Origin of the sequence: Streptomyces sp. NPDC059785, assembly GCF_042732375.1 — a bacterium.
Taxonomy (GTDB): Bacteria; Actinomycetota; Actinomycetes; order Streptomycetales; family Streptomycetaceae; genus Streptomyces.
In genome coordinates, this window is sequence record NZ_JBHWHV010000013.1 from 149605 (window position 1) to 174849 (window position 25245).

General features: G+C 72.6%; 23 protein-coding genes. 10 read left to right on the forward strand and 13 right to left on the reverse strand.

Features of this window, described 5'->3' with window-relative positions; all coding sequences use genetic code 11:
• Window positions 1-63: 63 nt before the first annotated feature.
• The 5 genes from ACFV6E_RS13125 to ACFV6E_RS13145 form a co-directional block, all read right to left on the reverse strand.
• A complete protein-coding gene (locus tag ACFV6E_RS13125; protein WP_385461218.1) occupies window positions 64-735 on the reverse strand; it encodes a response regulator in 672 nt (223 codons plus the stop codon).
• Complete coding sequence (locus tag ACFV6E_RS13130) at window positions 728-2008, reverse strand: sensor histidine kinase (protein WP_385461221.1); 1281 nt, start codon at window positions 2006-2008, stop codon at window positions 728-730. The genes ACFV6E_RS13125 and ACFV6E_RS13130 overlap by 8 nt, the downstream gene beginning before the upstream one ends.
• 81 nt (window positions 2009-2089) lie before the next feature.
• Entirely contained in the window at window positions 2090-3136 is a 1047-nt protein-coding gene (locus ACFV6E_RS13135) for an esterase-like activity of phytase family protein (RefSeq protein ID WP_385461224.1), read from the reverse strand.
• A 53-nt stretch (window positions 3137-3189) separates the two neighbouring features.
• Entirely contained in the window at window positions 3190-3510 is a 321-nt protein-coding gene (locus ACFV6E_RS13140; RefSeq protein ID WP_385461227.1) for a hypothetical protein, read from the reverse strand.
• Window positions 3510-3851 (reverse strand): hypothetical protein, encoded by a 342-nt coding sequence (locus ACFV6E_RS13145; protein ID WP_385162757.1) that lies wholly within the window; start codon window positions 3849-3851, stop codon window positions 3510-3512. Before ACFV6E_RS13145 ends, ACFV6E_RS13140 begins: the two co-directional genes overlap by 1 nt.
• 173 nt (window positions 3852-4024) lie before the next feature.
• Between ACFV6E_RS13145 and ACFV6E_RS13150 the strand changes: the two genes are divergently transcribed.
• The 5 genes from ACFV6E_RS13150 to ACFV6E_RS13170 all read left to right on the forward strand — a co-directional run bounded on the left by ACFV6E_RS13150 (window position 4025) and on the right by ACFV6E_RS13170 (window position 10233).
• On the forward strand, window positions 4025-4819 hold the full coding sequence (locus ACFV6E_RS13150) for a Scr1 family TA system antitoxin-like transcriptional regulator (protein WP_385461230.1): 795 nt from the start codon (window positions 4025-4027) through the stop codon (window positions 4817-4819).
• On the forward strand, window positions 4812-5033 hold the full coding sequence (locus ACFV6E_RS13155; protein ID WP_385162753.1) for a DUF397 domain-containing protein: 222 nt from the start codon (window positions 4812-4814) through the stop codon (window positions 5031-5033). The genes ACFV6E_RS13150 and ACFV6E_RS13155 overlap by 8 nt, the downstream gene beginning before the upstream one ends.
• 144 nt (window positions 5034-5177) lie before the next feature.
• Window positions 5178-7466, forward strand: a complete 2289-nt coding sequence (locus tag ACFV6E_RS13160; protein ID WP_385461233.1) for an ArnT family glycosyltransferase — start codon at window positions 5178-5180, stop codon at window positions 7464-7466.
• A gap of 239 nt (window positions 7467-7705) precedes the next feature.
• Window positions 7706-8509 carry an endonuclease I family protein gene (locus ACFV6E_RS13165; RefSeq protein WP_385172581.1) on the forward strand — a complete coding sequence of 268 codons (804 nt, stop codon included), beginning with the start codon at window positions 7706-7708 and terminating at the stop codon, window positions 8507-8509.
• A 200-nt stretch (window positions 8510-8709) separates the two neighbouring features.
• Window positions 8710-10233 (forward strand): FG-GAP-like repeat-containing protein, encoded by a 1524-nt coding sequence (locus ACFV6E_RS13170; RefSeq protein WP_385461236.1) that lies wholly within the window; start codon window positions 8710-8712, stop codon window positions 10231-10233.
• Between the two features lie 58 nt (window positions 10234-10291).
• Here ACFV6E_RS13170 and ACFV6E_RS13175 read toward each other — a convergent pair whose 3' ends face one another.
• A complete protein-coding gene (locus tag ACFV6E_RS13175; protein WP_385461239.1) occupies window positions 10292-11176 on the reverse strand; it encodes a DUF3152 domain-containing protein in 885 nt (294 codons plus the stop codon).
• Window positions 11177-11289: 113 nt separating this feature from the next.
• Here ACFV6E_RS13175 and ACFV6E_RS13180 point away from each other — a divergent pair, with 113 nt between their 5' ends.
• The 3 genes from ACFV6E_RS13180 to ACFV6E_RS13190 are packed head-to-tail and all read left to right on the forward strand — an operon-like array spanning window position 11290 to window position 14170.
• The gene (locus ACFV6E_RS13180; protein ID WP_385461242.1) at window positions 11290-11979 is read left to right on the forward strand and encodes a response regulator; all 690 of its coding nucleotides are present in this window, start codon (window positions 11290-11292) and stop codon (window positions 11977-11979) included.
• Between the two features lie 5 nt (window positions 11980-11984).
• Complete coding sequence (locus tag ACFV6E_RS13185; protein ID WP_385461245.1) at window positions 11985-13556, forward strand: ATP-binding protein; 1572 nt, start codon at window positions 11985-11987, stop codon at window positions 13554-13556.
• Window positions 13553-14170, forward strand: a complete 618-nt coding sequence (locus tag ACFV6E_RS13190) for a hypothetical protein (protein ID WP_385461248.1) — start codon at window positions 13553-13555, stop codon at window positions 14168-14170. Before ACFV6E_RS13185 ends, ACFV6E_RS13190 begins: the two co-directional genes overlap by 4 nt.
• A 93-nt stretch (window positions 14171-14263) precedes the next feature.
• On the opposite strand, the gene ACFV6E_RS13195 is transcribed toward ACFV6E_RS13190, so the two are convergent.
• Both ACFV6E_RS13195 and speB read right to left on the reverse strand, forming a co-directional pair.
• Window positions 14264-15961 carry a thiamine pyrophosphate-binding protein gene (locus ACFV6E_RS13195; protein WP_385461251.1) on the reverse strand — a complete coding sequence of 566 codons (1698 nt, stop codon included), beginning with the start codon at window positions 15959-15961 and terminating at the stop codon, window positions 14264-14266.
• On the reverse strand, window positions 15958-16968 hold the full coding sequence (gene speB / locus ACFV6E_RS13200; protein ID WP_385461254.1) for an agmatinase: 1011 nt from the start codon (window positions 16966-16968) through the stop codon (window positions 15958-15960). Before speB ends, ACFV6E_RS13195 begins: the two co-directional genes overlap by 4 nt.
• 225 nt (window positions 16969-17193) lie before the next feature.
• On the opposite strand from speB, the gene ACFV6E_RS13205 reads away from it, so the two are divergent.
• Window positions 17194-17991 carry a phosphatase gene (locus ACFV6E_RS13205; protein ID WP_385172604.1) on the forward strand — a complete coding sequence of 266 codons (798 nt, stop codon included), beginning with the start codon at window positions 17194-17196 and terminating at the stop codon, window positions 17989-17991.
• Between the two features lie 6 nt (window positions 17992-17997).
• Here ACFV6E_RS13205 and ACFV6E_RS13210 read toward each other — a convergent pair whose 3' ends face one another.
• The 5 genes from ACFV6E_RS13210 to ACFV6E_RS13230 form a co-directional block, all read right to left on the reverse strand.
• A complete protein-coding gene (locus tag ACFV6E_RS13210; RefSeq protein ID WP_385172607.1) occupies window positions 17998-18978 on the reverse strand; it encodes a cation diffusion facilitator family transporter in 981 nt (326 codons plus the stop codon).
• A gap of 10 nt (window positions 18979-18988) precedes the next feature.
• On the reverse strand, window positions 18989-19870 hold the full coding sequence (locus tag ACFV6E_RS13215) for an acyl-CoA thioesterase (RefSeq protein WP_385461257.1): 882 nt from the start codon (window positions 19868-19870) through the stop codon (window positions 18989-18991).
• A gap of 35 nt (window positions 19871-19905) precedes the next feature.
• Window positions 19906-21063: an acyl-CoA dehydrogenase family protein gene (locus tag ACFV6E_RS13220; RefSeq protein ID WP_385461309.1), complete on the reverse strand. Its 1158-nt coding sequence runs from the start codon at window positions 21061-21063 to the stop codon at window positions 19906-19908.
• A 146-nt stretch (window positions 21064-21209) separates the two neighbouring features.
• Window positions 21210-22805 (reverse strand): DUF4157 domain-containing protein, encoded by a 1596-nt coding sequence (locus tag ACFV6E_RS13225; protein ID WP_385461260.1) that lies wholly within the window; start codon window positions 22803-22805, stop codon window positions 21210-21212.
• A gap of 119 nt (window positions 22806-22924) precedes the next feature.
• Complete coding sequence (locus tag ACFV6E_RS13230) at window positions 22925-23533, reverse strand: TetR/AcrR family transcriptional regulator (RefSeq protein WP_385461263.1); 609 nt, start codon at window positions 23531-23533, stop codon at window positions 22925-22927.
• Window positions 23534-23628: 95 nt separating this feature from the next.
• On the opposite strand from ACFV6E_RS13230, the gene ACFV6E_RS13235 reads away from it, so the two are divergent.
• On the forward strand, window positions 23629-25245 hold the full coding sequence (locus ACFV6E_RS13235; RefSeq protein ID WP_385461266.1) for a carboxyl transferase domain-containing protein: 1617 nt from the start codon (window positions 23629-23631) through the stop codon (window positions 25243-25245).

The window sequence follows — 25245 nt, forward strand, 5'->3', positions numbered from 1 at the left end:
GCTCGATGGCGGGCTGTGGGCGGGCCACGGGTCATTCCAAGGAATGACACTCCTCGCGCCCCGTCAGGACAGGGTGTCCCTGGCCAGTACCGCCGCCTGGGCCCGGCTCTGGCAGCCGGTCTTCGTGAGCATGCGGCTGACGTGCGTCTTCACCGTGTGCAGGCTCACCACGAGCCGGTCGGCGATCTCCGCGTTGCTCAGCCCGTCCCCGACCAGGCGCAGCACGTCGCGCTCCCGCTCGGTGAGGTCCGCCAGCCGGGCCAGTTCCTGGTCGCTGGGCCGCTGCCGGGCGTGCAGGTGCCCCTCGATGATGCGGCGGGTCACGGCCGGGCTCAGGGCGCTGTGCCCGGCCGCGGCGGCGCGCACCGCTCCCGTCAGTTCTTCATAGGCGCTGTTCTTGAGCAGGAAGCCGGACGCGCCGGCGGCGAGCGCGTCGTCGACGTACTCGTCCAGGTCGAAGGTCGTGAGCATGAGCACGTGGCTCCGCCCGGGGCCGAGGAAGCCCCGGCGGCCCAGCTCGGCCAGCGCCCACAGGCCGTTGCGGCGGGGCATGCGGATGTCGAGGAGCAGGACGTCGGGGCGGAGCCGGGCGCACGCCTCGACGGCCGCCTCGCCGTCGTCGGCGGTACCGACGACGGTGAGGCCCGCCTGACTGTCGAGGATCGCGCTCAGCCCGGCGCGGATGATCGGCTCGTCGTCGACGACGAGCACGCTGATCTGCTCGGGCTCAGACACCGGTGTCCTCCAGCGGTGCGGTGGCGGCGACGGGCGGCGTGGTGGCGGCGCCCGGCAGCGAGGCGGCGGTCACCGGCAGCGTGGCGGCGACGCGGAAGCCGCCGTCGTCGGTCGGTCCCGCGGTGAGTTCTCCGCCGAGCGCGGCGACCCGCTCGCGCATGCTGACCAGGCCGAGCCCGATCCCCGCGCCCGCCGTGCCGCGTCGCACACCGCGGCCGTTCTCGACCTCGCAGCGCAGCCGCCCCGCGTCGGCGTCGACGGCGATCCGGACGGGCGCCCCGGGCGCGTGCCGCCGGGCGTTGGCCAGCGCTTCCTGTACGACGCGGTAGACCGCCGTCTGTACGGGCCCGGGCAACGACTCCAGCGCGACCCCTGTCACCGCTCCCGCCGGTGCCTCGGTCGTCATCCGCACGTCGACGGTCCCGCCGGCCGCGCGGTGGCTGTCCAGCAGGGCGTCCAGATCGCCGATGCCGGGCACGGGCTGGAGCGGGGCCGCCTCCGCCGGATCACGCAGCATGCGCAGCAGATCGCGCAGCTCGCCGCCGCTCTGCCGCCCGGCCGCCGCGAGGCCGTCGACCTGGGTGCGGGCCCATTCGGGCAGCTCGCCGCCGCGGGCCCGCAGGGTCTCGGCGTACACGACGAGCAGGGTGAGCGAGTGCGCGACCACGTCGTGCATCTCGCGGGCGATCCGGGCCCGCTCCCGCTGGGTGGCCTGCGCCGCCTCCAAGAGCTGGGCGCGCCGCGCCTCGGCCGCCCGCTGCTCGGCCGCGGCGAGCAGCGCACGCCGGGACCGCGCGCCGAACCCCATCGCCCACACCAGGGGCATCGGCGCGAGGGCGGCGAGTACGTCGAGACCGCCCCGGAACTCTCTGGCATCGGCGGTCAGCCAATTCACCCACAGGCCGAGCGCGGCGAGCAGGGCACCGCCGAGCAGCGCCAGCACGGTCCGCGGCCAGCTCGCGCAGTGGCTGCCCAGACTGTGGAAGAGCACGGCGAGGGAGACGAAGACCAGCGGGGTCAGCTTGGCGTCCGCGCCCGCGCTGCCCACCAGGGCCGCGAGGAGCGCGGCGAAGCCGGTGACGAAGGCCGTCACCGGCCAGCGCCGCCGCACCACGAGGACCAGCGCGGCCACCGCCTCGTATCCGAGGAGCGACGACCAGGCGGGGGCGGAGATGTCCACGTACGGCTGCGACAGCAGGGGCGGCAGCAGCGTCAGGGCGACCAGGCCGGCGTCGGCGCCCCACCTGGGCCATTTGCCGTCAAGCACGTTCATCCGCCCGACACTAGGCGCTCGCGTGCGGCACCGCGTCACTCCAAGGAGCGACCTGCGCCGCCGCCGCGAGCGGGGCGGGGGCTACGGCAGCCGGACGCGGAGGAAGTAGAAGCGGGTGGTCTGGGTGGCGCCCTGGTTGTCGTCGCTGACGAGGGTCACCTTCAGGCGGCCCTTCTCCCGTTCCGTGACGGCCATGCCCTCGATGTTGTCGAGGAGGGGGTTGGGCTGGGGCTGCTTGGCGGTGGCGCCGAGGGAGGGACAGGAGGCGATGTCGGCGAGGAGGGTCTTCTTGACGCTCCGGACACCGGCCGCGGTGAGGCTTTCGACGTCACTGGTGTCGGTGGCCCGATGGGTGTCGGCGACGTACAGACGCACCGTATTGCCGACACCGGAGGTGAAGCCGCGCTCCAGGACGAGGAGCCGCCCGTCGGGGGTGGCGGTGATCTCGGGGACGCCGAGCCCGGAGTCGACGGGGTAGGCGTACTGGGCGCCGAGCCGCCAGTGCCCGCCCTTGCCACGCGTCCAGGTCTGGAACCGTACGAGGCCGCTGTCGTCGCCGGAGAGCGCGTACTCCATGGACGCGACGAGGGTACGGCCGCCGGGGAGCAGGGTCAGCCCCTCGAAGGTCCCGTTGGTGACGCCGCGCCCGGCCGGGGCGACCTGGAGGTGGTCCGGCACGGGAAGGCGGTCGAGGATCTTCCCGTCCGCGCTGTACCGGCGTATGGACGGCTCGGTCTCCGACGACACGAGGTACGTGCCGTCGCGGTCGGCGACCAGCCCCTCACTGTCCAGGGCGGCCCCGCTCTCGTCGGCGAGCTGGACGACGCCCTTGGGCTTGAGGCTCTTGGCATCCAGCCGGAAGAGCGAGGACCGGTCGGAGAGGGCGGCGAGCGAACCGTCGCGGTTCTCGGCCAGCGCGGAGAAGTTCCCGACGTAGGTGCCGTCGGTGTAGGTGGTCTTGTCGAGGGCGTCGGAGAAACCGGTGATCCCGACGGCGGAGGAGCAGGCGTGGCCGGTGGCGGTACCGGCGCTGGTGGCGGTACCGGCGGCGGCAGGTCCGGCTACGGAGAGACAGGTGGCCGCCGCCAGGCCGGCGGTGACGGTGGCGAGTACGGGTCGCAGGCGCATGGGCGTCACCGTAGGACGGAGCGGTGACGCCCAGGGGGCCGGACCGTTAAAGATCAGCCGCACCCGCAATGGGTTGCCTGTGTACCCCGGCTCTCCGCGACGCGGTGCACGTCGGCCAGGGCCTCGCGCATACGGGCCAGCAGGTAGCGGAGCTGGGCCGAAGTCGCGGCCGGGTCGTCGGCGTCGAGCAGATCGTCGGCGTGCCCGAGCAGGGTGACCGCCATGTCGAGCTGGGCCGTCTCGACGGCGTCGGCGAGCCGGGACAGCGGGCCGGTTCCGTCACCGAGCAGGTAGGCGCGCTTGCCCTCGGGGCCGCCCCAGGGCAGCAGCCGCGCGGAGCGCGGATAGCCGCCCTCGTCGCTCCCGTCTCTCATCACGCCACCTCCATGCCGTGGATGACGCGGGGTCCGAGGTCGACGCCGTGCACGGCGAACCAGAGCGCGCGGCGGCGGGCCCGTTGCCGCGCGGCCTCCTCTTGTCGCTCATGAGCGACGAGATAGGGCCGGATCATCACGTGGTCCTCACCGCGCAAGGGGCGGTCCCCGGTGCGGTACTCCGTGGCGGCGTCGGTCTGGGCGCAGGTGCAGGGGCAGGTACAGGCGGCTGCCGGGACACCGGCGGTACGTCGTCGGCGCCGCCGCCCCGTACCGGGAAGCAGGAGCCGAAGCAGCAGAGTCAGGGGCGAAAAGGCGAACCGGGCGATACGGTGACGCACGTCGTCAACTCCTTGGGTAACAGCGATTGGTTGATGGCCACGCCCCCGGACCGGTCGCGCGGTCGCGGGGGTATCGCTGTCTGTAGCGATACGACTACAGCCTGGGGCAGGACGGGCTAGCCTCGCCAGGGGTTCGGATGTGACAAATCATCTGTCACATCGGAAAGGGATAAATGGGCAACATTTACGGCGACTGGCTCAAACAACAGCGCGAATCGGCGGGGCTGACGCAGCAGCAATTGGCGGATGCAGCGGTCATGACACGTTCGCACATCGCCCACGTCGAGGCGGGGCGCCGCATCCCGTCCAAGGAGGACGCGCGACAACTGGACAGAGCCCTGAACACCGGGAACGTGCTGAGCAGCTTCCTGCCGACCGAAAGCGCGACGGTCGCCGACTACTTTGAAGTGGCTCTACGACTCGAACAACAGGCAGCGAAGATTCACGAGTTGGCGGTCACGTTCATTCCTGGCCTGCTCCAGACGAAGGCGTACGCTCGTGCGGTTCTGCGCACAACCTTCCCTCCTCTGGGTGACGAGGAATGTGACAGGCGCCTTGTCACACGCCTTGAGCGGGCCCGCGTCCTCGACGATCCGCTGACTCCGGTCTTCTGGGCTCTGCTGGATGAGGGACTGCTGTCCCGCGCGGTGGGCGGCCGACACGTCATGGCCGAACAGCTCACGCACTTGGCGAACCTTGTCGAGAGCGGCCGCGTACGAGTGCACGTGATGCCCCAAGACCAAGGGTCCTACCCGGTCATGCAGAGCATGTTGAGCCTGATGTGGTTCGACGACCAGCCCCCGGTGGCGTACTCGGAGGGGATCCAGGTCGCGAAGATTCACGACAGTCCGACTCTCGTCGAGCAGTTGCAGGGCGCCTACTATCACGCGTTGAGCGATGCGCTCTCACTGCGAGAATCGCTGGCCCTCCTCAAGACGAGAGCGAAGGAACACGTAGCCCATGGCTAAGCACCCCATCCGGAAGGCCGACGAGCTGAGCGGCTGGCGTAAGTCGTCGTACAGCGGCAACGAAGCCGGGAGTTGCCTCGAAGTCCGCGACGACCACCCCGCCGGTATACCCGTCCGCGACTCCAAGGTCCCCGACGGGCCCGTCCTGTTCGTCTCGGCGGTCAGCTGGTCCGTGTTCGTCGGAGCCGTCAAGGACGGCGACCCGCGGTCCTGAGTGGCGGGCGGTGAGCAGGCCAGGCCGCGCAGCCGCAGCCGTTCTTGATGCCGCGCGGCGGTCTTACCCTCCGTTCATCCAATCCACAGACAGCCCAAAGGTCGGCCACAGTGCGCGCCCAAGGCGTTCCGGCACGGTGGGACGGTGACATCAGCCACCGATCCCCACCCCGACGCGACCACGGCCCCCGACTGGCCCCCGCCGCAGGCGCCCGCCGCGGACGAGGGCAAGGCGCCGCGCTGGTCGCTGCCCGCGCTGCTCGCGATCCTCGTGCTCGCCGGAGTCCTGTACTCCTGGAACCTGTCCGGTTCCGGTCTGAACAGCTTCTACAGCGCCGCCGTGCTGAGCGGCTCGGAGAGCTGGAAGGCGTGGTTCTTCGGCTCGCTGGACGCGGGCAACTTCCTCACCGTCGACAAGCCGCCGTTCGCGCTGATGGTGATGGGCCTGTCCTGCCGGATCTTCGGCTTCGGCACCTGGCAGATGATGGCGCCGATGATCGCCGCCGCGCTCGGCACGATCTGGATCCTGCACACGTCCGTGAAGCGGGTGTGGGGCCACGTCGCGGCGACCGTCGCCGCGCTGGTGCTCGCGCTGACCCCGATCACCGTCGCCATCAACCGTGACAACAACCCGGACACCCTGCTGGTGCTGCTGATGGTCGGCGGCGCGGCCCTGGGCCTGCGCGCCCTGCGCACGGACCGGCTGCTGCCGCTGCTCGGCTCCGCGGTGTGCTTCGGCCTCGCCTTCAACACCAAGATGCTCCAGGGCTACATCGCCCTGCCCGCCGTCTTCGCGATGTACGTGTACGCCTCGCGCCTCGGCTGGGCCAAGCGCGTACGGAACCTGGTGCTGGCCGCCGTCGCGCTCGCGGTGTCCAGCTTCTGGTGGGCGGCGGCCGTCTCCCTGGTCCCCGCGGACTCACGGCCGTACATCGGCGGCTCGACCGACGGCAGCGCCTGGGATCTGATCATGGGCTACAACGGCCTCGGCCGGGTCTTCGGCGGCGAGGGCAACGGCGGGGGCGGCGGCGATGGAGGCGGCGGCGGCTTCTCCGGCACCGCGGGCCTCGGCCGGCTCTTCAACGACACTCTCGGCGGCCAGATCTCCTGGCTGATCCCGTTCGCGGGCATCGCGCTCGTCGGCGGCCTGGTCCTGCGCGGCCGCGCCCCGCGCACCGACCTCACCCGCGCCGCGCTCGTCCTGTGGGGCGGCTGGACCGCGCTGCACTACCTGACCTTCGCCATGGCCGAGGGCACCATGCACCCGTACTACACGACCGCGGTCGCCCCGGGCATCGCGGCGCTGTGCGGCGGCGGTGGCGTGATGCTGGCGCGCGCCTTCCGCACTGACAAGCGGTGGGTGTGGGTGCTGCCGGCCGGTCTCGCGGTCACCGGTGTCTGGGCCGTCGTGCTCCTGCGCCGGGCCTCCGGCTGGAACACCTGGCTGTGGCCGGTGATCGCCGTCGTCATGGCGCTCGCCATCGCGGGGCTCCTCGTCTTCCGGTCCGCCGTCTCCGGCAGGCGGGTACGGCTGCTAGCGGCCTCCCTGATCGCGGCCGTCGTCGCCTCGGTGGCCGGTCCGGCGGCGTACGCCTGGTCCGTGCCGTCCGGTTCCGGCGGCGGCATGGGCGGGACAAACCCGACGGCCGGACCGACGACGGGCGGCGGCATGGGCGGCCCCGGTGGCGGCGGTGGCGGCGGTGGCCGCGGCGGCTTCCCCGGTGGCGGTCAGGCCAACGGCGAGATGCCCGGCGGCGGCGAGATGCCCGGCGGCGGCTCGCAGCAGGCCGACGGCCAGCAGGGCAGCGGCCAGCAGGGCGGCTTCCCCGGCGGTCAGGCCAACGGCGAGATGCCCAGCGGCGGCCAGCTGCCCGGCGGCGGCGAGTCCGGCGGAGCCCCCGGCGGCAGCGGCACGAGCGGTGGCCCCGGCGGCGGTGGCGGCATGAGCGGCGGCGGCATGGACGGCGGCGCCAGTACCGAGCTGATCACCTACCTCAAGAAGCACCAGGACGGCGCCAAGTGGCTGCTCGCCGTGTCCGGTTCGCAGAGCGCCGCGCAGCTCATCCTCAGCAGCGGTGAGCCCGTCATCTCGATGTGGGGCTGGACCGGCAGCGACAAGGCCATGACGGTCGCCAAGCTCAAGGAGCTGGTGAAGAACGGCGAGCTGCATTACATCCAGCTCGGCGGCGGCATGGGCGGCGGCCGGAGCGGCGACTCCAGCCTCAGCTCCGAGGTCACCGAGTGGGTGCAGAAGCACGGCACGGCCGTGGCGGAGAGCGAGTACAGCAAGTCCTCCGGCTCGGACAGCAAGTCGTCCGGTTCGTCGGACTCCGACTCCGAGAAGTCCGGCTCGGACGGCTCCTCGGACGACTCCTCCTCCCAGAGCACCAACGAGTCGACCATCTACCGCCTGGACCCGTCGGACGTCAGCTGACCCCGGCACAGCATCACCGCGAGCGGCCCCCGACCCCACCAGGTCGGGGGCCGCTCGCCGTGTCAAGCCGTCTACCGGACTCGTTCCGGACATCTCCCCGCATCAACTCGCGTAGACAAGCCCCGATTTGCCACTTCCCGTCATCCGATCGACATGCGCGATTCATGGACAGGACCTCATGTCCATGCCACTCTCACCGGTGCCGCCTCCATTCAACCCGCGTAGATCGGACACCCCACATGCTCGCGACACGCACACGTCACTGGAAGACGGTGGCACTGTCCACGGCCACCGTCCTGGCCGCCCTCTCCCTGCCGGCGCTGTCCGCGACCCCCGCCGCGGCCACGACGACGGACTACGACTCGACGTACTACAAGAACGCGATCGGTAAGACCGGGACCAGCCTGAAGTCCTCGCTGCACACGATCATCAGCAGCCAGAGCAAGATCTCGTACTCCGCGGTCTGGGACGCCCTGAAGAAGACCGACCAGGACCCGAACAACAGCAGCAACGTGATCCTGCTCTACAGCGGCGTCTCCCGCAGCAAGTCCCTCAACGGCGGCGACGTCGGCGACTGGAACCGCGAGCACACCTGGGCCAAGTCCCACGGCGACTTCGGCGAGGCCACCGGACCCGGCACCGACCTGCACCACCTGCGCCCGGCGGACGTCCAGGTCAACAGCATCCGCGGCAACCTGGACTTCGACAACGGCGGCAGCACGGTCACCAACGGCGGCGGCAGCCTCGTCGACTCCGACTCCTTCGAGCCGCGCGACGCAGACAAGGGCGACGTGGCCCGCATGATCCTCTACATGGCCGTGCGCTACGAGGGCGACGACGGCTGGGCCGACCTGGAGCCCAACGAGAAGGTGAACAACGGCTCCAACCCGTACATCGGCAAGCTCTCCGTCCTCAAGCAGTGGAACGACGAGGACCCGCCGAGCGCCTTCGAGGAGAACCGCAACCAGGTCATCTACGACACCTACCAGCACAACCGCAACCCGTTCATCGACCACCCGGAGTGGGTCGAAGCGATCTGGTAGCGGTCGGCAGGAAAACCTGAGGGCCGTCGAACTCCTCCCTGCTCAGGGGGTGTTCGGCGGCCCTTTCGGCACACCGGCCCCACCGGTCGGTTACGGAACAATGACATCCGTTCGTACAACCAGTGACGCGTTCCTTCCGTCGAACCAGGTGCACGCCGAGCGCTGCCGCGCCGGACCTGACCGACCCGAAAGGCATACGCATGTCCCGAGTAGTACGACGCAGCAACCGATCCGCCCGGCTGACGGCGCCGCTGGCCGCCGCGGTGCTGGTGGCCGGCGGCCTCGGCAGCCTCGCGCTGACCGCTGCCACCGCCCAGGCCGCCACGCCGAGCACCGCGCGGACGGCCGCCGCCGGATCGGCCGACGCCCGGGACGACTTCAACGGCGACGGCTACGCCGACCTGGTCGTGGGCGCCCCCGACGCCACCGTCTCCAGCGCCGCCAAGGCCGGCTACGTCGCCGTGATGTACGGCTCCGCGAACGGCCTCGACGCGGGCAGCAAGAAGCTGATCAGCCGCTCCACCAGCGGCGTTCCCGGCTCCGCCACCGCGAGCCAGCGTTTCGGGTCCACCTTCGCCAAGGGCGACCTGGACGGCGACGGCTTCAGTGACCTGGTCGTCGCGGGCGGCAAGGCCGGCTCCGTGATCCTGTGGGGCTCCGCCTCCGGGCTCACCGGCGGCACGGCCGTCGCCGGGTACGGCGCGGCCCCGCAGATCGGCGACTTCGACGGGGACGGCACCACGGACCTCGCGCTGTTCGCCGCGCAGTCCGTCGGCGGCGACGACCCCGAGGGCGCCGACGCCGCCCTGTGGAAGGGCCCGATAACCCGCGAGGGCAAGCCCGCCGCCGTGCTCAACATCCTCGACAAGTCCGCGTGGTGGGGCTACGACGAGGACGACGCCTCCTGCGCCACCGGCGGGGGCTGCGTGGAGGACGGCGACTCGATCATCGGCCCGGTCCGCAAGGGCGAGGTCGGCGACGTCAACGGCGACGGCAAGGACGACATCGTCCAGTGGATCTACACCGGCGACGGCACCTGGGGCAACCGCCTGCTGCTCGGCGGCGCCGCCGGCTTCAAGCAGGGCTACGGGGCGCCCGGCGACTCCACGGGCGAGGTCGCGGGCACCGCGATCGGTGACGTGAACGGCGACGGCTACGACGACGTGGTGGTCGGCGCCGACGGCTGGGGCGAGGACAAGGTGCGCGTCGCCTACGGCTCGGCCTCGGGTCTGTCCTCCGACAACACCGTCTCCTTCGACCAGTCCCTGCCCGGCTTCTACGGCGCCCAGGAGGAGGGCGACCTGCTGGAGTCCGGCGTCTCGGTCGCCGACGTCAACGGCGACGGCTACGACGACATCGCGCTCGGCCTGGCGGGCGAGGACTTCAGCGATCTCACCGACGCGGGTTCGTTCGCCCTGATCCCCGGCGGCCCCGACGGCTTCACCGGCACCGGGTCCCAGGTCTTCAACCAGAACACCGCCGGGGTGCCCGGGGTCGCCGAGTCGGGCGACCGGTTCGGCGCGACGACCGGGCTGCTCGACGTGGACGGCGACGGCCACAGCGACATCGTCGTCGGCGCCCCGGACGAGAACAGCACCGACGGCGCCGTCTGGGTGCTGCGCGGCACCACGAGCGGTCTGACCACCGACGCCGCTGCCGCCTTCAACCCCGGCGACCTGTCCGCGCCCGCCACGGACGCGCACTTCGGCGCGTACCTGCGCTGAGCCGCCGGCGACCCGAAGGCACCGGCCGGGCGGGCGCACCCCTGTGGGGCGCGTCCGCTCAGGCCACGCTCGGCCCGGTGACGTACGTCCCGTCGCGGTCGTAGGGCCAGACATTGGTCCGGCAGCCGTGCAGCCCCTTGATCTGCTGCATCATCACCGGCGCCGGCTCGCCCGCGCCGGGGCAGGTCACATGGCCGTGCCCGAGGAAGTGCCCGACCTCGTGGTTGATGATCAGCGCCCGGTACGAGGTCACGTCGTCGGCGTAGTACTGGGTCGCCAGCAGCCACCGCTTGAGGTTGACCATGACGTTCTGGCCCACGTCGCAGTTGACCTCGCCGCCGGTGTCGAGGCCGTACTCGCCGCAGATCCGGTCCACCGTGGCCGCCGTGGCGAGCCGGATCCGGAAGTCGGACTTCCCGCCCGACACCCGCCGGAACCCCACCTGGCCGTCGGCCGTCCAGCCCCTGGGGTCGGCGAGCACGCTCTCCGCCTCGGCCGCGATCTCGCTCGCCGAGATACCGATGCCGTCCTCGACCTGGACCTCGTAGGTGAGGACCCGCCCGGTGCCGCCGACCCGCTCGCTGCCGCCCGCGGCCGTGGTGAAGGTGCCGGGTCCCTCGGACGGGATGGAGCCGGGGTCGTCCCCGGTGGCCCCGCCGGACGGCGAGGCGGAAGCCGACGCGGAGGCGCTCGCGGAGGCGGAGGCCGAAGCGCTCGCGGACGCCTTCGCCTGGACGGTCGGGGCCTGGGACGCCTCCGCCCCGTGACCGGCGGCCGTCCGGTCCTTGACGACGTAGCCGCAGGCGAGCAGCAGCGCGAGGGCAGCCGCGAGGCCGGACCACAGGACCGGCCGCTTCCGGCCGGAACCGCCGCGGGTCCGGCGGCCGCGGCGGCGCCGCCGGGTTCCGGCGGCCGGTGAGGGGGTCGATCGGTGCACGCTCATGGGATGTCAGCGTGCGGCGGCGGTGTGATCGCGCCTGGACCGCTGTTGGACCTCTGTGTAACAGCCGCCCTCGGCCCGGTGACTCCCGCGCGTGCCCACGCATACTGAATTCCATGCCCCGTGTCCTGATCATCGAAGACGACCGCGCCGTCCGGGACGGCCTGCGGCTCGCCCTGCGGCGCCAGGGACACGAGGTCACCGCCGCCGCGACCGGCGAGGACGGGCTCGATCAGCTCCGCGCGTTCCGGCCCGACGTCGTGATCCTCGACCTGATGCTGCCCGGCATGCCGGGCCTGGACGTGTGCCGCCGGATACGCGCCCACGACCAGGTGCCGATCGTCATGGCCACCGCGCGCGGCGACGACACGGACATCGTCGTCGGCCTTGAGGCCGGGGCGGACGACTACGTGGTCAAGCCCGTCAAGGGGCGGGTCCTCGACGCGCGGATCCGGGCGGTGCTGCGCCGCGCGGGCGGCCCGCCGGACGACCACACCGCACCGCGCCCCGAGCACCACGGGGACCTGGTCATCGACCGCGCCGGGCTGACCGTCGCCGTCCAGGGCAGGCAGGTCGCGCTCGGGCCCTCGGAGCTGCGGCTGCTGCTCACCCTGTCCGCGTCGCCGGGCCAGGTCTTCAGCCGCCAGCAGTTGCTCGAAGCGGTCTGGGAGCACAGCTACCACGGCGACGCGCGGCTCGTGGACGCCTGCGTCAAGCGGCTCCGGTCCAAGATCGGCGAGTCCTCGGAGCGTCCGCGCTACGTCCACACCGTGCGCGGTTTCGGCTACCGGTTCGGGGTCCGGTGAAGGCTGTGGCACCGCGGCGCGTGCTGCGCGGGCTGTACGGGCTGCGCGTCCGGCTCGTCGTCGCCTTCGCCCTCGTCGCCGCCGTGGCCGCCGTGACCACGGGCGCGCTGGCCTTCCGCGAGGCCCGTACCGGGATTCTCCAGCAGAGCCAGGACACGGTGATCGAGGACTTCCGCGACCGGGTCGACACCCTGGTGCCCAACTACCGGTTCCCGCCCGACCGCTCCGGCCTGGCCTCGTTCGCGGCGGACGTGGCGCGCGGCGCGCGGAACGACGACTGGCGGGTGCTGGCCGTCTACCGGGACCTGAGCGCGACCTCCGGGCCCGCCGACGCGTTCGCGGAGCTGTCCCCGGCGATGCGCGCGTCCGTGGCGAACCGGCGCGCCACGGTCTTCCAGCGGGTGTCGAGGAGCGGGCGCTCCTGGCTCGTGGTCGGCATGCCCGTCACCTTCGCGGGCGGGACCGCCACGACCAACGGCGCGTCCGGTCTCGAGGTCTACCTCACCGTGCCGCAGCAGCGGGAGCAGGGCTACATCGACGCCCTGGTCAGCGCCGTCGAACGGGCCACCGTGCCGGCCCTGGGCCTGGCCGTGCTGCTCGCCCTGCTGGCCGCGCGCGGGGTGCTGCGGCCGGTCAGGGCGCTGCGCCGGGCGACCCGTTCCATCGCCGAGGGCCGCCTCGACACCCGGCTCAGCGTGCGCGGCTCCGACGAGCTCGCCGATCTGTCCCGCACCTTCAACGAGACGGCCGCCGCCCTGGAGGGGTCGGTGGCGGAGCTGCGCCGCATGGAGGCGGGCGCGCGCCGCTTCGCCGCGGACGTCTCGCACGAGCTGCGCACCCCGCTGGCCGCGATGTCGGCGGTCACCGACGTGCTGGACGAGGACGCGGCGGGCCTCGACGAGGACACCGCCACGGCCGTACGGCTGATCAGCGAGGAGACCACGAAGCTGGCCGCGCTGGTGAACGACCTGATGGAGATCTCCCGGTTCGACGCGGGCGCCGCCGCCCTGCACATGGACCACATCGACCTCGCCGAGTCGCTGCGGCGCACCCTGGCGTCGCGCGGCTGGACCGGCACGGTGGAGACGGAACTGCCGGAGCCGGGCGCGCTGCGCGGCCGGGTCGACCCGCGCCGCCTGGACGTCGTCGTCGCCAATCTCGTCGCGAATGCCTTGCGGCACGGCCGCCCGCCCGTGAGCCTGCGGCTGAGCGAGGAGCGGACCCCGGACACCGGCGGGCGGGCGGTCATCGAGGTGAGCGACAGCGGGGGCGGCATCCCCGACAGCGTGCTGCCCCATGTCTTCGACCGCTTCTACAAGTCGGACAGCGCGCGGACCCGCAGCGAGGGCAGCGGACTCGGCCTCGCCATCGCCACCGAGAACGTACGGCTGCACGGCGGCACCGTACGGGCGGCGAACCGGCCGGGCGGCGGTGCCGTCTTCACGGTCGTGCTGCCGCTGCGGCGCGACGACACGGATCACGAGCACGATCACCGGCGCGGTCACGAGCACGATCACGACGACCAGCACGGTCACGAGCGTGACGCGGCCGGACGGGCGAAGGAGGAAAGCCGGTGAAGACCTCGTCCAAGGGCCTGGCGGTGGCGCTCGCGGGGGCCGGTCTGCTCGCCCTCACCGCCTGCGGCATCCCCGAGACCGGTGTGGTGGAGGCGGGCGAACCCGGGACCGGGGTCGTGCCGGCGATCACCGCCGCCACGCCGGCGACCGAGGCCCCGGCCGACGCCGCCGTCAAGATCGTGCTGTATTTCGTCCGGGACGGTTCCCTGGTCCCGGTCACGCACGTGGTGCCGGGCCCGGCCGATCCCGCACGCGCCGTACAGCTTCTGTTCTACGGTCCGAGCGCCAGGGAGCGGGCGGACGGGCTGACCACCGATCTGCCGGGGGCCGACGCGGCGCCGACCCTGCTGACCGACGGCGCGACGGTCACGGTCCGGCTGCCGGAGGCTGTCGGGGAGCTGAGCGAGACCGGCATCGACCAGCTCGCCTGCACGGCCGCCGCCGCGCGGCTGCGGCAGGACCCGGACCTCGGACCGGTGCAGGTGCAGGTGCAGGTGACGGTGCGGCAGTCGGGCGGGCGGCTGGCCGGCCGGTCCAGCGACTCCTGCCCCGGCCTGCCGGACACCGGCCGCGACCGCGGCGACGCGATCCCGGTGGTGCCGACGCCCGGCTGACGGCCGCTCCGGCCCTCCGGCGTCTTCAGTCCGCCGGCCGCTCCGGTCCTCCCGCGTCTTCAGTCCGCCGGCCGCTCCGGTCCTCCCGCGTCTTCAGTCCGCCGGCCGGTCCAGGTGCGTCGGCGCGAACATGCGCAGCAGGGCGGGCAGCACGACCACCGAAGGGCCCGGCCGGTCCAGCTCCTTGCGCAGGTCCGTCTCCAGGTTCTCGGGGCTGGTCCGCACGCCCGGCACGCCGAAGGACTCGGCGAGCGCGACGAAGTCGGGGCGGGCCAGCTCGGTCCCCGTGGTCTCGCCGTAGGCGTCCGTCATGTACTCGCGCAGGATGCCGTAGCCGCCGTCGTCGACGATCAGCCAGGTGACGTCGAGGCCGTACTGCCGGGCGGTGGCCAGTTCGGCGGTGGAGTACAGCGCGCCGCCGTCGCCCGAGACCGCGAGGACGGGGCGGGTCGGGTCGGCGGCCGCCGCGCCGAGCGCCGCCGGGAAGGCGTAGCCGAGGCCGCCCGCGCCCTGCGCCGAGTGCATGGCGTTGGTGCCCCGGGCGTCGAAGGCGGCCCACGCCCAGTACGCCAGGATCGTCATGTCCCAGAAGGACGGGGCGCCGTCCGGGAGGGCGCGGCGGACGGCGGCCAGCACGTCCTGCTCGAGGGTGAGGTCCTGGGCGGCGATGCGCTCGCCGACCTTCTCCAGGAGGGCGCGCACGCGGCCGGCGGCCGTCGGGTCGGTGCGCTCCCCGGCCGTCTCCAGGAGCGCGGAGAGCGCGAGCCTGGCGTCGGCGTGGATGCCGAGGGCCGGGTGGTTGGACTCCAGTTTGCCGAGGTCGGCCTCGATCTGGACGACCCGGCCGCGCGGCGTGAACGTGTGGTAGTTCGAGGAGAGTTCACCGAGTCCGGAGCCGACGACGAGCAGGACGTCGGCGTCCTCCAGGAAGTCGGTGGTGTGCCGGTCCTCCAGCCAGGACTGGAGGGACAGCGGGTGCGTCCAGGGGAAGGCGCCCTTGCCGCCGTAGGTGGTGACCACGGGCGCGTCGAGCCGTTCGGCCAGCGCCTTCAGCTTTCCGGCCGCGTCGGCGCGTACGACTCCGCCGCCCGCGATGATCGCGGGGCGCTCGGCGGTGGTCAGCAGATGGGCGGCGAGGGCGGTGAGTTCGGGGCGCGGGATCAGGTCCTCGGGGTTCGCGTCGGGCGCTGTCACCACCGGCAGGACGGTCTCCGCGCGGAGCACGTCCTCGGGGATCTCCACCCAGACCGGGCCGTGCGGGGCGGTGAGCGCCGACTGCCAGGCCGCCGCGATCGCGGACGGGATCTGCGACTGCGTACGGACGGGGTGGACGGACTTCACCACGCCGCGGAACGACGCCTGCTGGTCGGGGAGTTCGTGCAGATAGCCGTGGCGTCCGCCGCCGAGCCCGGCGGCCGGGACCTGGCTGCCGATCGCGAGCACCGGGGCGCTGGCCGCGGCGGCCTCCTGGAGCGCGGCGAGCGAGGTCAGCGCGCCGGGCCCGGTGGACAGCAGCAGCGGCGCCGCCTCCCCGGTGATCCGGCCGTACGCGTCCGCCGCGAACCCGGCGTTGTTCTCGATCCGCAGCCCGACGTACTGGAGTGAGGAGCGGCGCAGCGCGTCGAACATGCCGAGCGCGTGCTGTCCCGGCAGCCCGAAGACGGTCGTCGCGCCGAGCCCGGCGAGGGTCTCCACGACCAGGTCGCCGCCGGTGCGCCCGGGCGGCGGGTTGAGCGCCGCCTCGGTCTGGGCGGCGGTCGGACGCAGTTCCAGGTCGTGGTCGTGGGTCACTTCGGGGCCTTCTCCTCGGCGCCCGCCTTCTCCTCGGCGATCCGGCGGGTCATGATCGTGGTCAGTTCGTACGCGGTGTGCGACGCGGCGACCGCGGTGATCTCCGCGTGATCGTACGCGGGGGCCACCTCGACGACATCCGCGGAGACCAGGTCGCAGGAGGCGAGGCCGCGCAGGATCTCCAGGAGTTCGCGGGAGGTCATGCCGCCCGCCTCCGGCGTGCCGGTGCCGGGGGCGTGCGCCGGGTCGAGGCAGTCGATGTCGATCGAGATGTACAGCGGGCGGTCGCCGATGCGCTGCCGGAGCTGGTCGGCGATCTCGTCGGCGCCGCGGCGGTAGACGTCCGCGGAGGTGACGATCCCGAAGCCCATCTTCTCGTCGTCGGTCAGATCCTGCTTGCCGTAGAGCGGGCCGCGGGTGCCCACGTGCGAGAGCGCCTCGGTGTCGAGGATGCCCTCCTCCACCGCGCGGCGGAACGGGGTGCCGTGCGTGTAGGCGGCGCCGAAGTAGGTGTCCCAGGTGTCCAGGTGTGCGTCGAAGTGGAGCAGCGCGACCGGGCCGTGCTTCTTGGCCACCGAGCGCAGCAGGGGCAGCGCGACGGTGTGGTCGCCGCCGAGGGTCATCAGCCGGGCGCCGCTGGCGAGCAGGCCGTCGGCGGCGGCCTCGATCGTCTCCACGGCCTCGTCGATGTGGAAGGGGTTCGCGGCGATGTCACCGGCGTCCGCGACCTGCGCGAGGGCGAACGGGGAGGCGTCCTGCGCCGGGTTGTACGGGCGCAGCAGCCGGGACGCCTCGCGGATCGCGTTGCCGCCGAAGCGGGCGCCGGGCCGGTAGGAGACGCCCGAGTCGAAGGGCACGCCGACCACGGCGACGTCGGCCCGGCCGACCTCGTCCAGGCGCGGCAGCCGGGCGAAGGTCGCGGGCCCCGCGTACCGGGGCACCCGGGAGGAGTCGACGGGACCGCGGGGCGTCTCGGCGGTGCTGCGGGGCGTCTCGTTGCTGCTCATGGAGGCCACCCTAGGCGGGAGGGAAACGGCCGCGAACTGTACGTTCCGTCCACCGCCGCCGACGGGAGTGACGCATATGTCCACCGTGCCGGACGCGGCGGCCGGGGCCGCGGGTGCTGGTGCGGTCCCGGCCACCCCTGATCAGGCCCCTCACCGCGAGTGACGCGCGTCCCAGGGCGCGGGACACCGGCGCCCCGCACAGGACGCCCCGGCACAATGGGGACCATGCCGATATCCGGGACTCCCAGCCGCGCAGAGCTCGTCGACCACCTCGTCAGAACCCGTATCGCGGGCGACGTCGCCACGCCCCGCGAGAACAATCTCTCCCACTACCGCAAGCTCGCGAACGGCGACCGCAACTTCTGGCTGGGCCTGGAGCTCGGCGACCGCTGGAACGACGAGCAGGACGTGCTCGCCGTGATGGCGGAGCGCTGCGGGGTGAACGACGACCCCGAGTACCGCTACGGGCAGGACACCATCGACCCCGAGCTGACCGTCGACGCGCTGGAGCGGATGGCGGCCCGGCTGCGCAAGGCGGCGGACGGCGAGCAGCGCGTGCTGTTCGCGACCGGTCACCCGGGCGGTCTGCTGGACGTGCACCGGGCCACGGCCGAGGCGCTGCGCCGCGCGGGCTGCGAGATCGTCGTCATCCCCGAGCGCCTCCAGACGGACGAGGGGTACGTCTTCCAGTTCGCGGACGTGGCGGTCCTGGAGCACGGCGCGTCGCTGTGGCACACCCACTCGGGCGAGCCGATGCGCGCGATCCTCACCGGGTTGCAGCGCGAGGGCCGCCCGCTGCCGGACCTGGTGGTCGCCGACCACGGCTGGGCGGGCTGCGCGGGACAGCTCGGCGTCGACTCGATGGGGTACGCCGACTGCAACGACCCGGCGCTCTTCCTCGCCGAGGCCGAGGGCACCGTCCAGGTGACCGTCCCGCTGGACGACCACGTCACCAGCCCCCGGCACTACGACCCGATGACGGCGTACCTGCTCAGCGCGGCCGGCCTGGAGCACAGCGGCTGAGACGGATCACGGCCAGGGACTGAGTCCCTCCGCCCGGCGCTGGGCGTACCCCGGCGTCGGGTCCAGGTACACGCGGCCGATACCGGGGAACGTCTCCCGTAGCCGCCGCTCCGCCTGCTCGCAGGCCCACTCGATCTGGGCGGCCGTCGACACGTCACGGAAGTCGACCTTGGCCGCGATCAGCGCCTCCCGGGGCCCCTGCACCAGCGTGGTCAGTTCGAGCACCGCCTCGATGTGCTCCACGGCGAGCAGTTCGGCCCGGATGCGCTGCCGCACCGGCTTCGGCAGCGGGCGTCCGATCAGCAGCTCCGCGTTGGACCGGCCGAGCACCCAGGCCACGTACAGCAGGAGGACGCCGATGCAGAGGGATGCGGCGCCGTCCCAGACGCCCGAACCGGTGAGCTGTCCGCCGAGCAGCCCGCCCGCGGCGAGCACCAGGCCGGCCAGCGCGGCGGAGTCCTCCATGACGACGGCCTTCACGGCGGTGTCGGGGGTGTTGCGGAAGTACAGCCGGAACGGCGCGCCCAGGCGGGCGGCCTCGGCCCGGGTCTGGCGGACGCCGGTGCGCAGCGAGTAGCCCTCCAGGACGAAGGCGACCGCCAGCACGATGTACGCGGCCAGCGGGTCGCCCAGGTCCTCGCCGGTGACGAGGGTGTGGATGCCGTCGTAGAGGGAGAAGACGGCGCCGCCGACGAAGGTGGCGACGGCGGCGAGCATCGCCCAGATGTACCGCTCGGGGCCGTAGCCGAGCGGGTGGTCCTCGTCGGCGGGCCGGTCGCTCCGTTTCAGGGCGGTGAGCAGCAGCAGTTCGGTGACGGTGTCGGCGACCGAGTGCGCGGCCTCGGAGAGCATCGCGCTGGAGCCGCTGACGACGCCCGCGACGGCCTTGGCGACCGCGATGCCGAGATTGGCGAAGGCGGCGACGAGCACGGTGACCGTGCTCTCGCCGCCTGTCTTGTCATGATCCTCATACTCCGCTGCGGCCATGGGCCCAGTCTCACCGAGGAACGCGGACCACGCCTTCCTGGATCACCGTGATGGCGAGCCGCCCGTCCCGGGTGTGGATGCGGGCCTGGCCCAGGCCCCGGCCGCCGGACGCGGACGGCGACTCCTGGTCGTAGAGCAGCCACTCGTCGGCGCGGAAGGGCCGGTGGAACCACATCGCGTGGTCGAGCGAGGCGCCGACCACGTCCCCGATGGCCCAGCCGCCCCGGCCGTGCGCGAGCAGCACCGAGTCGAGCAGGGTCATGTCGGAGACGTAGGTGGCGAGGCAGACGTGCAGCAGCGGTTCGTCGATCTCGCCGTCGAGCTTGCCGTTGGTGCGGAACCAGACCTGGGAGCGGGGTTCGCGCGGCTCGCCCACGCTGCCGAAGGGCGGGGCGTCGACGTAGCGCAGGTCGACGGCCTCGCGCGCTTCGAGGATCCGCTCGGCCACGCCCGGCTCGGTGAAGACGCCGGCGTAGCGCGGGATCATCTCGGCGGCGGTGGGCAGCGTCTCCGGGTCGGGCGCGAGCGGCATCGGCGCCTGGTGCTCGAGGCCCTCCTCGTACGTCTGGAAGGACGCGGAGAGGTGGAAGATCGGCTGGCCGTGCTGGACGGCGACGACCCGGCGCGTGGTGAAGGAGCGCCCGTCGCGGATCCGGTCGACGGTGTAGACGATCGGGGCGCCGGGGTCCCCGGGGCGCAGGAAGTACGCGTGCAGGGAGTGGGCGTGCCGGTCGGCGGGGACCGTGCGCCCGGCGGCGACCAGCGCCTGGGCCGCGACCTGCCCGCCGAAGACGCGCGGGACGACGGCGGACCGGGACTGGCCGCGGAAGATGTCCTGCTCGATCCGCTCCAGGTCGAGCAGATCGAGCAGGGACTGAAGTGCCTGACTCATGGGGTCAGTTGTACCGTCGGATCTTTTCCCGGCTGTCAGAGGCCCATGTTCTTGGCGATGATCGTCTTCATGATCTCGCTGGTGCCGCCGTAGATGCGGTTGACGCGGTTGTCCGCGTACAGACGGGCGATCGGGTACTCGTTCATGAAGCCGTAGCCGCCGTGCAGCTGGAGGCAGCGGTCGATGACGCGGTGGGCGACCTCGGTGCAGAACAGCTTGGCGCTGGCGGCCTCGGCCGGGGTCAGCTCGTCGGCGTCCAGGGCCTCCAGGGCGCGGTCGGCGACCGCCTCGGCGGCGTCCACCTCGGCCTGGCAGGCGGCCAGCTCGAACTTGGTGTTCTGGAAGGAGGCGACGGGCTTGCCGAAGACGGTGCGCTCCCGCACGTACTCCTTGGCGAACCGGACGGCGGCCTTGGCCTGCGCGTAGGCGCCGAAGGCGATGCCCCAGCGCTCGGAGGCGAGGTTGTGGCCGAGGTAGGAAAAGCCCTTGTTCTCCTCGCCGAGCAGGTCCTCGACCGGGACCTTGACGTCGACGAAGGCCAGCTCGGCGGTGTCGGAGACCTTCAGGCCGAGCTTGTCGAGCTTGCGGCCGATCGAGTAGCCCTCGGACCTGGTGTCGACGGCGAACAGCGAGATGCCGAAGCGGCGGTCGTCCTCGCGCGGGGCGGAGGTGCGGGCGCAGACGATCACGCGGTCGGCGTGCACACCGCCGGTGATGAAGGTCTTGGCGCCATTGAGGACGTAGTGCGTGCCGTCCTCGGAGAGCTTCGCGGTGGTCTTCATGCCCGCGAGGTCGGAGCCGGTGCCGGGCTCCGTCATGGCGAGCGCCCACATCTCCTCGCCGGAGACGAACTTGGGCAGCCAGCGCTTCTTCTGCTCGTCGGTGGCGAGCATCTTCACGTAGGGCAGGCCGAGCAGCACGTGCACGCCGGAGCCGCCGAAGGAGACACCCGCGCGGGCCGTCTCCTCGTACATGATCGCCTCGAACTTGTACGAGTCGATGCCCGCGCCGCCGAACTCCTCGGGGACGCGGATGCCGAAGACGCCCAGCTCGGCGAGCTTGTAGTAGAAGTCGCGGGGCGCCTGGCCCGCCGCGAACCACTCGTCGTAGACCGGGACGACCTCGGCCTCGATGAAGGCCCGCAGGGTCTCCCGGAACGCCTCGTGATCCTCGTTGAACACCGTACGGCGCACCGCCGCCACCTCCACCTGGCTCATGGGTCAATGCCTAAGCGCTTGCTCAGAAACATCACCGTACCGGCGAGTATCAACGGTCGTCCAGAGCAACCAACCCGTAACGCTCGTCACGCCCGCCGGTTCATGAGCCCTTTCGCGGCCCGTCAGTAGGTGTAGACGACGGTCGTGGCGCCCCCGTAACCGCCGGAGCCGCCGTAACCGCCGTAACCGCCGGACCGGCTGGTGGATCCGTAGCCGCCGCCGTCGTCGTAGTCGTCGTAGTCGTCGTAGTCGCGGTCACGCCGGCTGGGCCTCGGCTCGTCCCTCGGGGACGCCGACCGCCGCGTCACCTCCCGCGGCTGGCCGACCCAGGTGGGCCCCATGCGGTCCATGTGGCGGCTCTCGCTGTTGGCCGCCCGCTGGCCGCCGTTGCACCTGCGGCACAGCAGACGCAGGTTGTCCGGGTCGCTCGCCGCTTCCCTGGCGTCCTCCAGCAGGATCGCCTCGGCCCGGCGGTAGATGTTGGGAACGACCTCGACGTCCCACTGGATCGGATCGACGCTGCGGTGGACGTAGGCGAGGATGCCCTCGATGTGGTCGATCTCGTACCAGTTGTTCTCCCGGGCGTCGTCGGCCTCGCCCCGGCTGAGCACCATCCGCTGGCAGTGCTCACACTCGTAGCGCGTCCTGCCGCTCCGCGAGCTGGTCTCGTGGGGCGTCCTGCCGAGCACGAGCGCCTCGGTGCCCGCGGTCCAGGTGAGCTGCCTGCGCGTGCCGTCCCACAGCGCCTCGCCGTCCGGGCCGCGCCGGGGCGGGGCGGCGGACCGGGCGATCGTCATCGGATCGGCCTCGTCGTCGCGGCTCGCCGCGCCGGCGCGGGTGCGCCGCCGGCTGTCGACCTGCGGGGCCTCGGCCCGCCGCCTCCGCTCGGAGTCCTGCGCGGTCGCCGACCGGCCGGACCGCCGCTCGCCGCCGCCCCCGTAACCACTGCCGTAGCCGCCGTAACCGCTGTACATCCGCTGGACGGCCGCCCCCGGCGCGGCGGCGCCCGCCGGGTCCGTACGGGAGGTCTGGACCGGCGTCGCAGCGGACGGCACCGGACCGCTCATCACCTCGCGGGCGGTCGCCTCGGCGGCCCGCTCGCCCGCGTCGCCCGGGTCGGAGATCCGCAGCCCGTCGCCCCGGTCCGTGCCCGGCACGGGGCCCCGTGCCTGGTCGAAGGTGTGCGCGATCTCGTGGGCGACGACGTTCTTCTTCGCGAGCGCCGAGGGGGTGAAGACCATGTGGGCCCCCGAGGTGTACGCCTCGGCCCCGATCTCCGCCGCCGAACGCTGGGCCACCGTGTCGGTGTGCACGCGCAGATGGGACAGGCCGGCACCGAAGCGGGCCTCCATCTCGGTGCGCAGCGGACCGGCGAAGGGCTGCCCCGGGGTGCTCAGCACCTCCGTGACCGCCGAGCGCTGCACCGGGGTCCCGTGACCGCAGGAGGCGTCGTGCTGATGACGGTCCTGCTCGCCGTCGCGCGCCGAGCGCTGCACCGGGGTCCCGTGACCGCAGGAGGCGTCGTGCTGATGACGGTCCTGTCCGCCGTCCGCCGCCAGTCGCTGCACCACGGCGGCGTTGCCCGCGAGCCCCTGGAGACCCAGCACCTGGCCGGGGGTCATCCGCTCGCCGGGGGCCGGCACACGCGGGCGCGCGGCGGCCGGCCGCCGGACGGGTCCGGGGGAACGCTCCGGGTCCGACTGTCGCTGTTCACGCACGCTTTCCAGCTCCGTTCCCTCGAATGCGACGCCCCGTCGTCGGCAGGACACCTTCGTCCTGTCCTTGCTAGGGGCACGGACGCCGTTCGGGGAAGGGACGCGAGGGCAGTCCCCGTGGTTCAGGCGGGCACGTCCGGCGCCCCGGCCGCCGCCCGGAAGGCCCCGCGAGCCATCCGGTGCAGCAGCCCCGCCGTGCCCGCGCGGCCCGGCAGGGCACCCGGGCGGCCGAGGTGCGGGGTGGAGTTGAGCAGCCCGAAGACGGAGTGCACGGCCGAGCGGGCGGCGGGTTCGGCGAGGTCCGGGTAGACCTCGCGGACCACCTCCACCCACAGCTCGACGTACTGCCGCTGGAGCTGGCGCACCAGCTTGCGGTCGCTGTCCCGGAGGCGGTCCAGCTCACGGTCGTGCAGGGTGATCAGGGGACGGTCGTCGAGCGCGAAGTCGATGTGCCCCTCGATGAGCGAGTCGAGGACCGCCCCCGCGTCCCCGTCCGCCTCGGCCACCCGGCGCTTGCCGCCCGTCAGGAGCTGGCCGCTGATGCCCACGAGCAGCTCGGCGAGCATCGCGTCCTTGCCCGCGAAGTGCCGGTAGAGACCGGGGCCGCTGATCCCGACGGCCGCTCCTATCTCGTCGACTCCGACGCCGTGGAAGCCGCGCTCGGCGAAGAGCCGGGCGGCCTCTCTGAGGATCTGCTCGCGACGGGTGGGGGCGTCGGTTCTGGTGGCCATGAAAACAATTCTAGACATCAAGGTTAGCGGTCGTTAACCTGAAGGGGATGGTTAACGCTCATTAACAGACGATCGCTGGGTGAGGGGACCGCAGGATGCAGGAGGCACCGGAGCTGACGAGCGCGGAGGACCCCGCGTCGGACGCCTGGCAGGCCAATGAGAAGGCCCACCTCGCACTCGTCGAGGAGCTGCGCGGCAAGCTGGCCGCCGCGCGGCTCGGCGGCGGCGAGCGGGCCCGGGCGCGGCACACCGCGCGCGGGAAGCTGCTCCCCCGGGACCGCGTGGACGCGCTGCTCGACGCGGGCTCGCCCTTCCTGGAGCTGGCCCCGCTGGCCGCCGACGGGATGTACGAGGGGCAGGCGCCGGCCGCCGGGGTGATCGCCGGGATCGGGCGGGTGAGCGGACGCGAGTGCGTGATCGTGGCGAACGACGCCACCGTCAAGGGCGGCACGTACTACCCGATGACGGTGAAGAAGCACCTGCGCGCCCAGGAGGTCGCGCTGGAGAACCGGCTGCCGTGCGTGTACCTCGTGGACTCCGGGGGCGCCTTCTTGCCGATGCAGGACGAGGTCTTCCCCGACCGGGAGCACTTCGGGCGGATCTTCTACAACCAGGCGCGGATGTCGGGGGCGGGCATCCCCCAGATCGCGGCCGTCCTCGGCTCCTGCACGGCGGGCGGGGCGTATGTGCCCGCGATGAGCGACGAGGCGGTCATCGTGCGCGGCCAGGGCACGATCTTCCTGGGCGGGCCGCCGCTGGTGAAGGCCGCCACCGGCGAGGTGGTAACGGCCGAGGAGCTGGGCGGCGGCGAGGTCCACGCGCGCGTGTCGGGCGTCACCGACCACCTCGCGGAGGACGACGCGCACGCGCTCAGGATCGTGCGCACCATCGCCTCGACGCTCCCCGCGCGCGGGAAGCTGCCCTGGTCCGTCGAGCCGTCCGCCGAACCGAAGGTGGACCCGTCCGGGCTGTACGGCGCGGTGCCGGTCGACTCGCGCACCCCGTACGACGTACGCGAGGTCATCGCGCGCGTGGTGGACGGTTCCCGCTTCGCCGAGTTCAAGGCGGAGTTCGGGCAGACGCTGGTCACCGGCTTCGCGCGGATCCAGGGGCACCCGCTCGGGATCGTCGCCAACAACGGCATCCTGTTCTCCGAGTCCGCCCAGAAGGGCGCCCACTTCATCGAACTGTGCGACCAGCGCGGCATCCCGCTGGTCTTCCTCCAGAACATCTCGGGCTTCATGGTGGGCCGCCAGTACGAGGCGGGGGGCATCGCCAAGCACGGCGCCAAGATGGTCACGGCCGTCGCCTGCACGCGCGTGCCGAAGCTGACCGTGGTGATCGGCGGTTCGTACGGCGCGGGGAACTACTCGATGTGCGGCCGGGCGTATTCGCCCCGCTTCCTGTGGATGTGGCCCAACGCCAAGATCTCGGTCATGGGCGGCGAGCAGGCGGCGTCCGTCCTCGCGACCGTCAAGCGCGACCAGTCGGAGGCACGCGGCGAGGACTGGCCCGCCGATGCGGAAGAGGCGTTCAAGGACCCGATCCGCGCGCAGTACGAGCGCCAGGGCAACGCCTACTACGCGACGGCCCGCCTCTGGGACGACGGTGTGATCGACCCGCTGGAGACCCGCCAGGTGCTGGGTCTGGCGCTGACGGCCTGTGCGAACGCCCCGCTGGGTGACCCCGGCTTCGGCGTCTTCCGGATGTGA

Bases quoted from the DNA above. Each gene is read 5' to 3' on its own strand.
- ACFV6E_RS13215 (WP_385461257.1), bottom strand. From the start codon at position 19,870: ATGAGTCAGGCACTTCAGTCCCTGCTCGATCTGCTCGACCTGGAGCGG.
- ACFV6E_RS13165 (WP_385172581.1), top strand. From the start codon at position 7,706: ATGCTCGCGACACGCACACGTCACTGGAAGACGGTGGCACTGTCCACG.
- ACFV6E_RS13155 (WP_385162753.1), top strand. From the start codon at position 4,812: ATGGCTAAGCACCCCATCCGGAAGGCCGACGAGCTGAGCGGCTGGCGT.
- ACFV6E_RS13140 (WP_385461227.1), bottom strand. From the start codon at position 3,510: ATGAGAGACGGGAGCGACGAGGGCGGCTATCCGCGCTCCGCGCGGCTG.
- ACFV6E_RS13170 (WP_385461236.1), top strand. From the start codon at position 8,710: ATGTCCCGAGTAGTACGACGCAGCAACCGATCCGCCCGGCTGACGGCG.
- ACFV6E_RS13175 (WP_385461239.1), bottom strand. From the start codon at position 11,176: ATGAGCGTGCACCGATCGACCCCCTCACCGGCCGCCGGAACCCGGCGG.
- ACFV6E_RS13150 (WP_385461230.1), top strand. From the start codon at position 4,025: ATGGGCAACATTTACGGCGACTGGCTCAAACAACAGCGCGAATCGGCG.
- ACFV6E_RS13230 (WP_385461263.1), bottom strand. From the start codon at position 23,533: ATGGCCACCAGAACCGACGCCCCCACCCGTCGCGAGCAGATCCTCAGA.
- ACFV6E_RS13135 (WP_385461224.1), bottom strand. From the start codon at position 3,136: ATGCGCCTGCGACCCGTACTCGCCACCGTCACCGCCGGCCTGGCGGCG.
- ACFV6E_RS13180 (WP_385461242.1), top strand. From the start codon at position 11,290: ATGCCCCGTGTCCTGATCATCGAAGACGACCGCGCCGTCCGGGACGGC.
- ACFV6E_RS13130 (WP_385461221.1), bottom strand. From the start codon at position 2,008: ATGAACGTGCTTGACGGCAAATGGCCCAGGTGGGGCGCCGACGCCGGC.
- ACFV6E_RS13210 (WP_385172607.1), bottom strand. From the start codon at position 18,978: ATGGCCGCAGCGGAGTATGAGGATCATGACAAGACAGGCGGCGAGAGC.
- ACFV6E_RS13235 (WP_385461266.1), top strand. From the start codon at position 23,629: ATGCAGGAGGCACCGGAGCTGACGAGCGCGGAGGACCCCGCGTCGGAC.
- speB (WP_385461254.1), bottom strand. From the start codon at position 16,968: ATGAGCAGCAACGAGACGCCCCGCAGCACCGCCGAGACGCCCCGCGGT.
- ACFV6E_RS13205 (WP_385172604.1), top strand. From the start codon at position 17,194: ATGCCGATATCCGGGACTCCCAGCCGCGCAGAGCTCGTCGACCACCTC.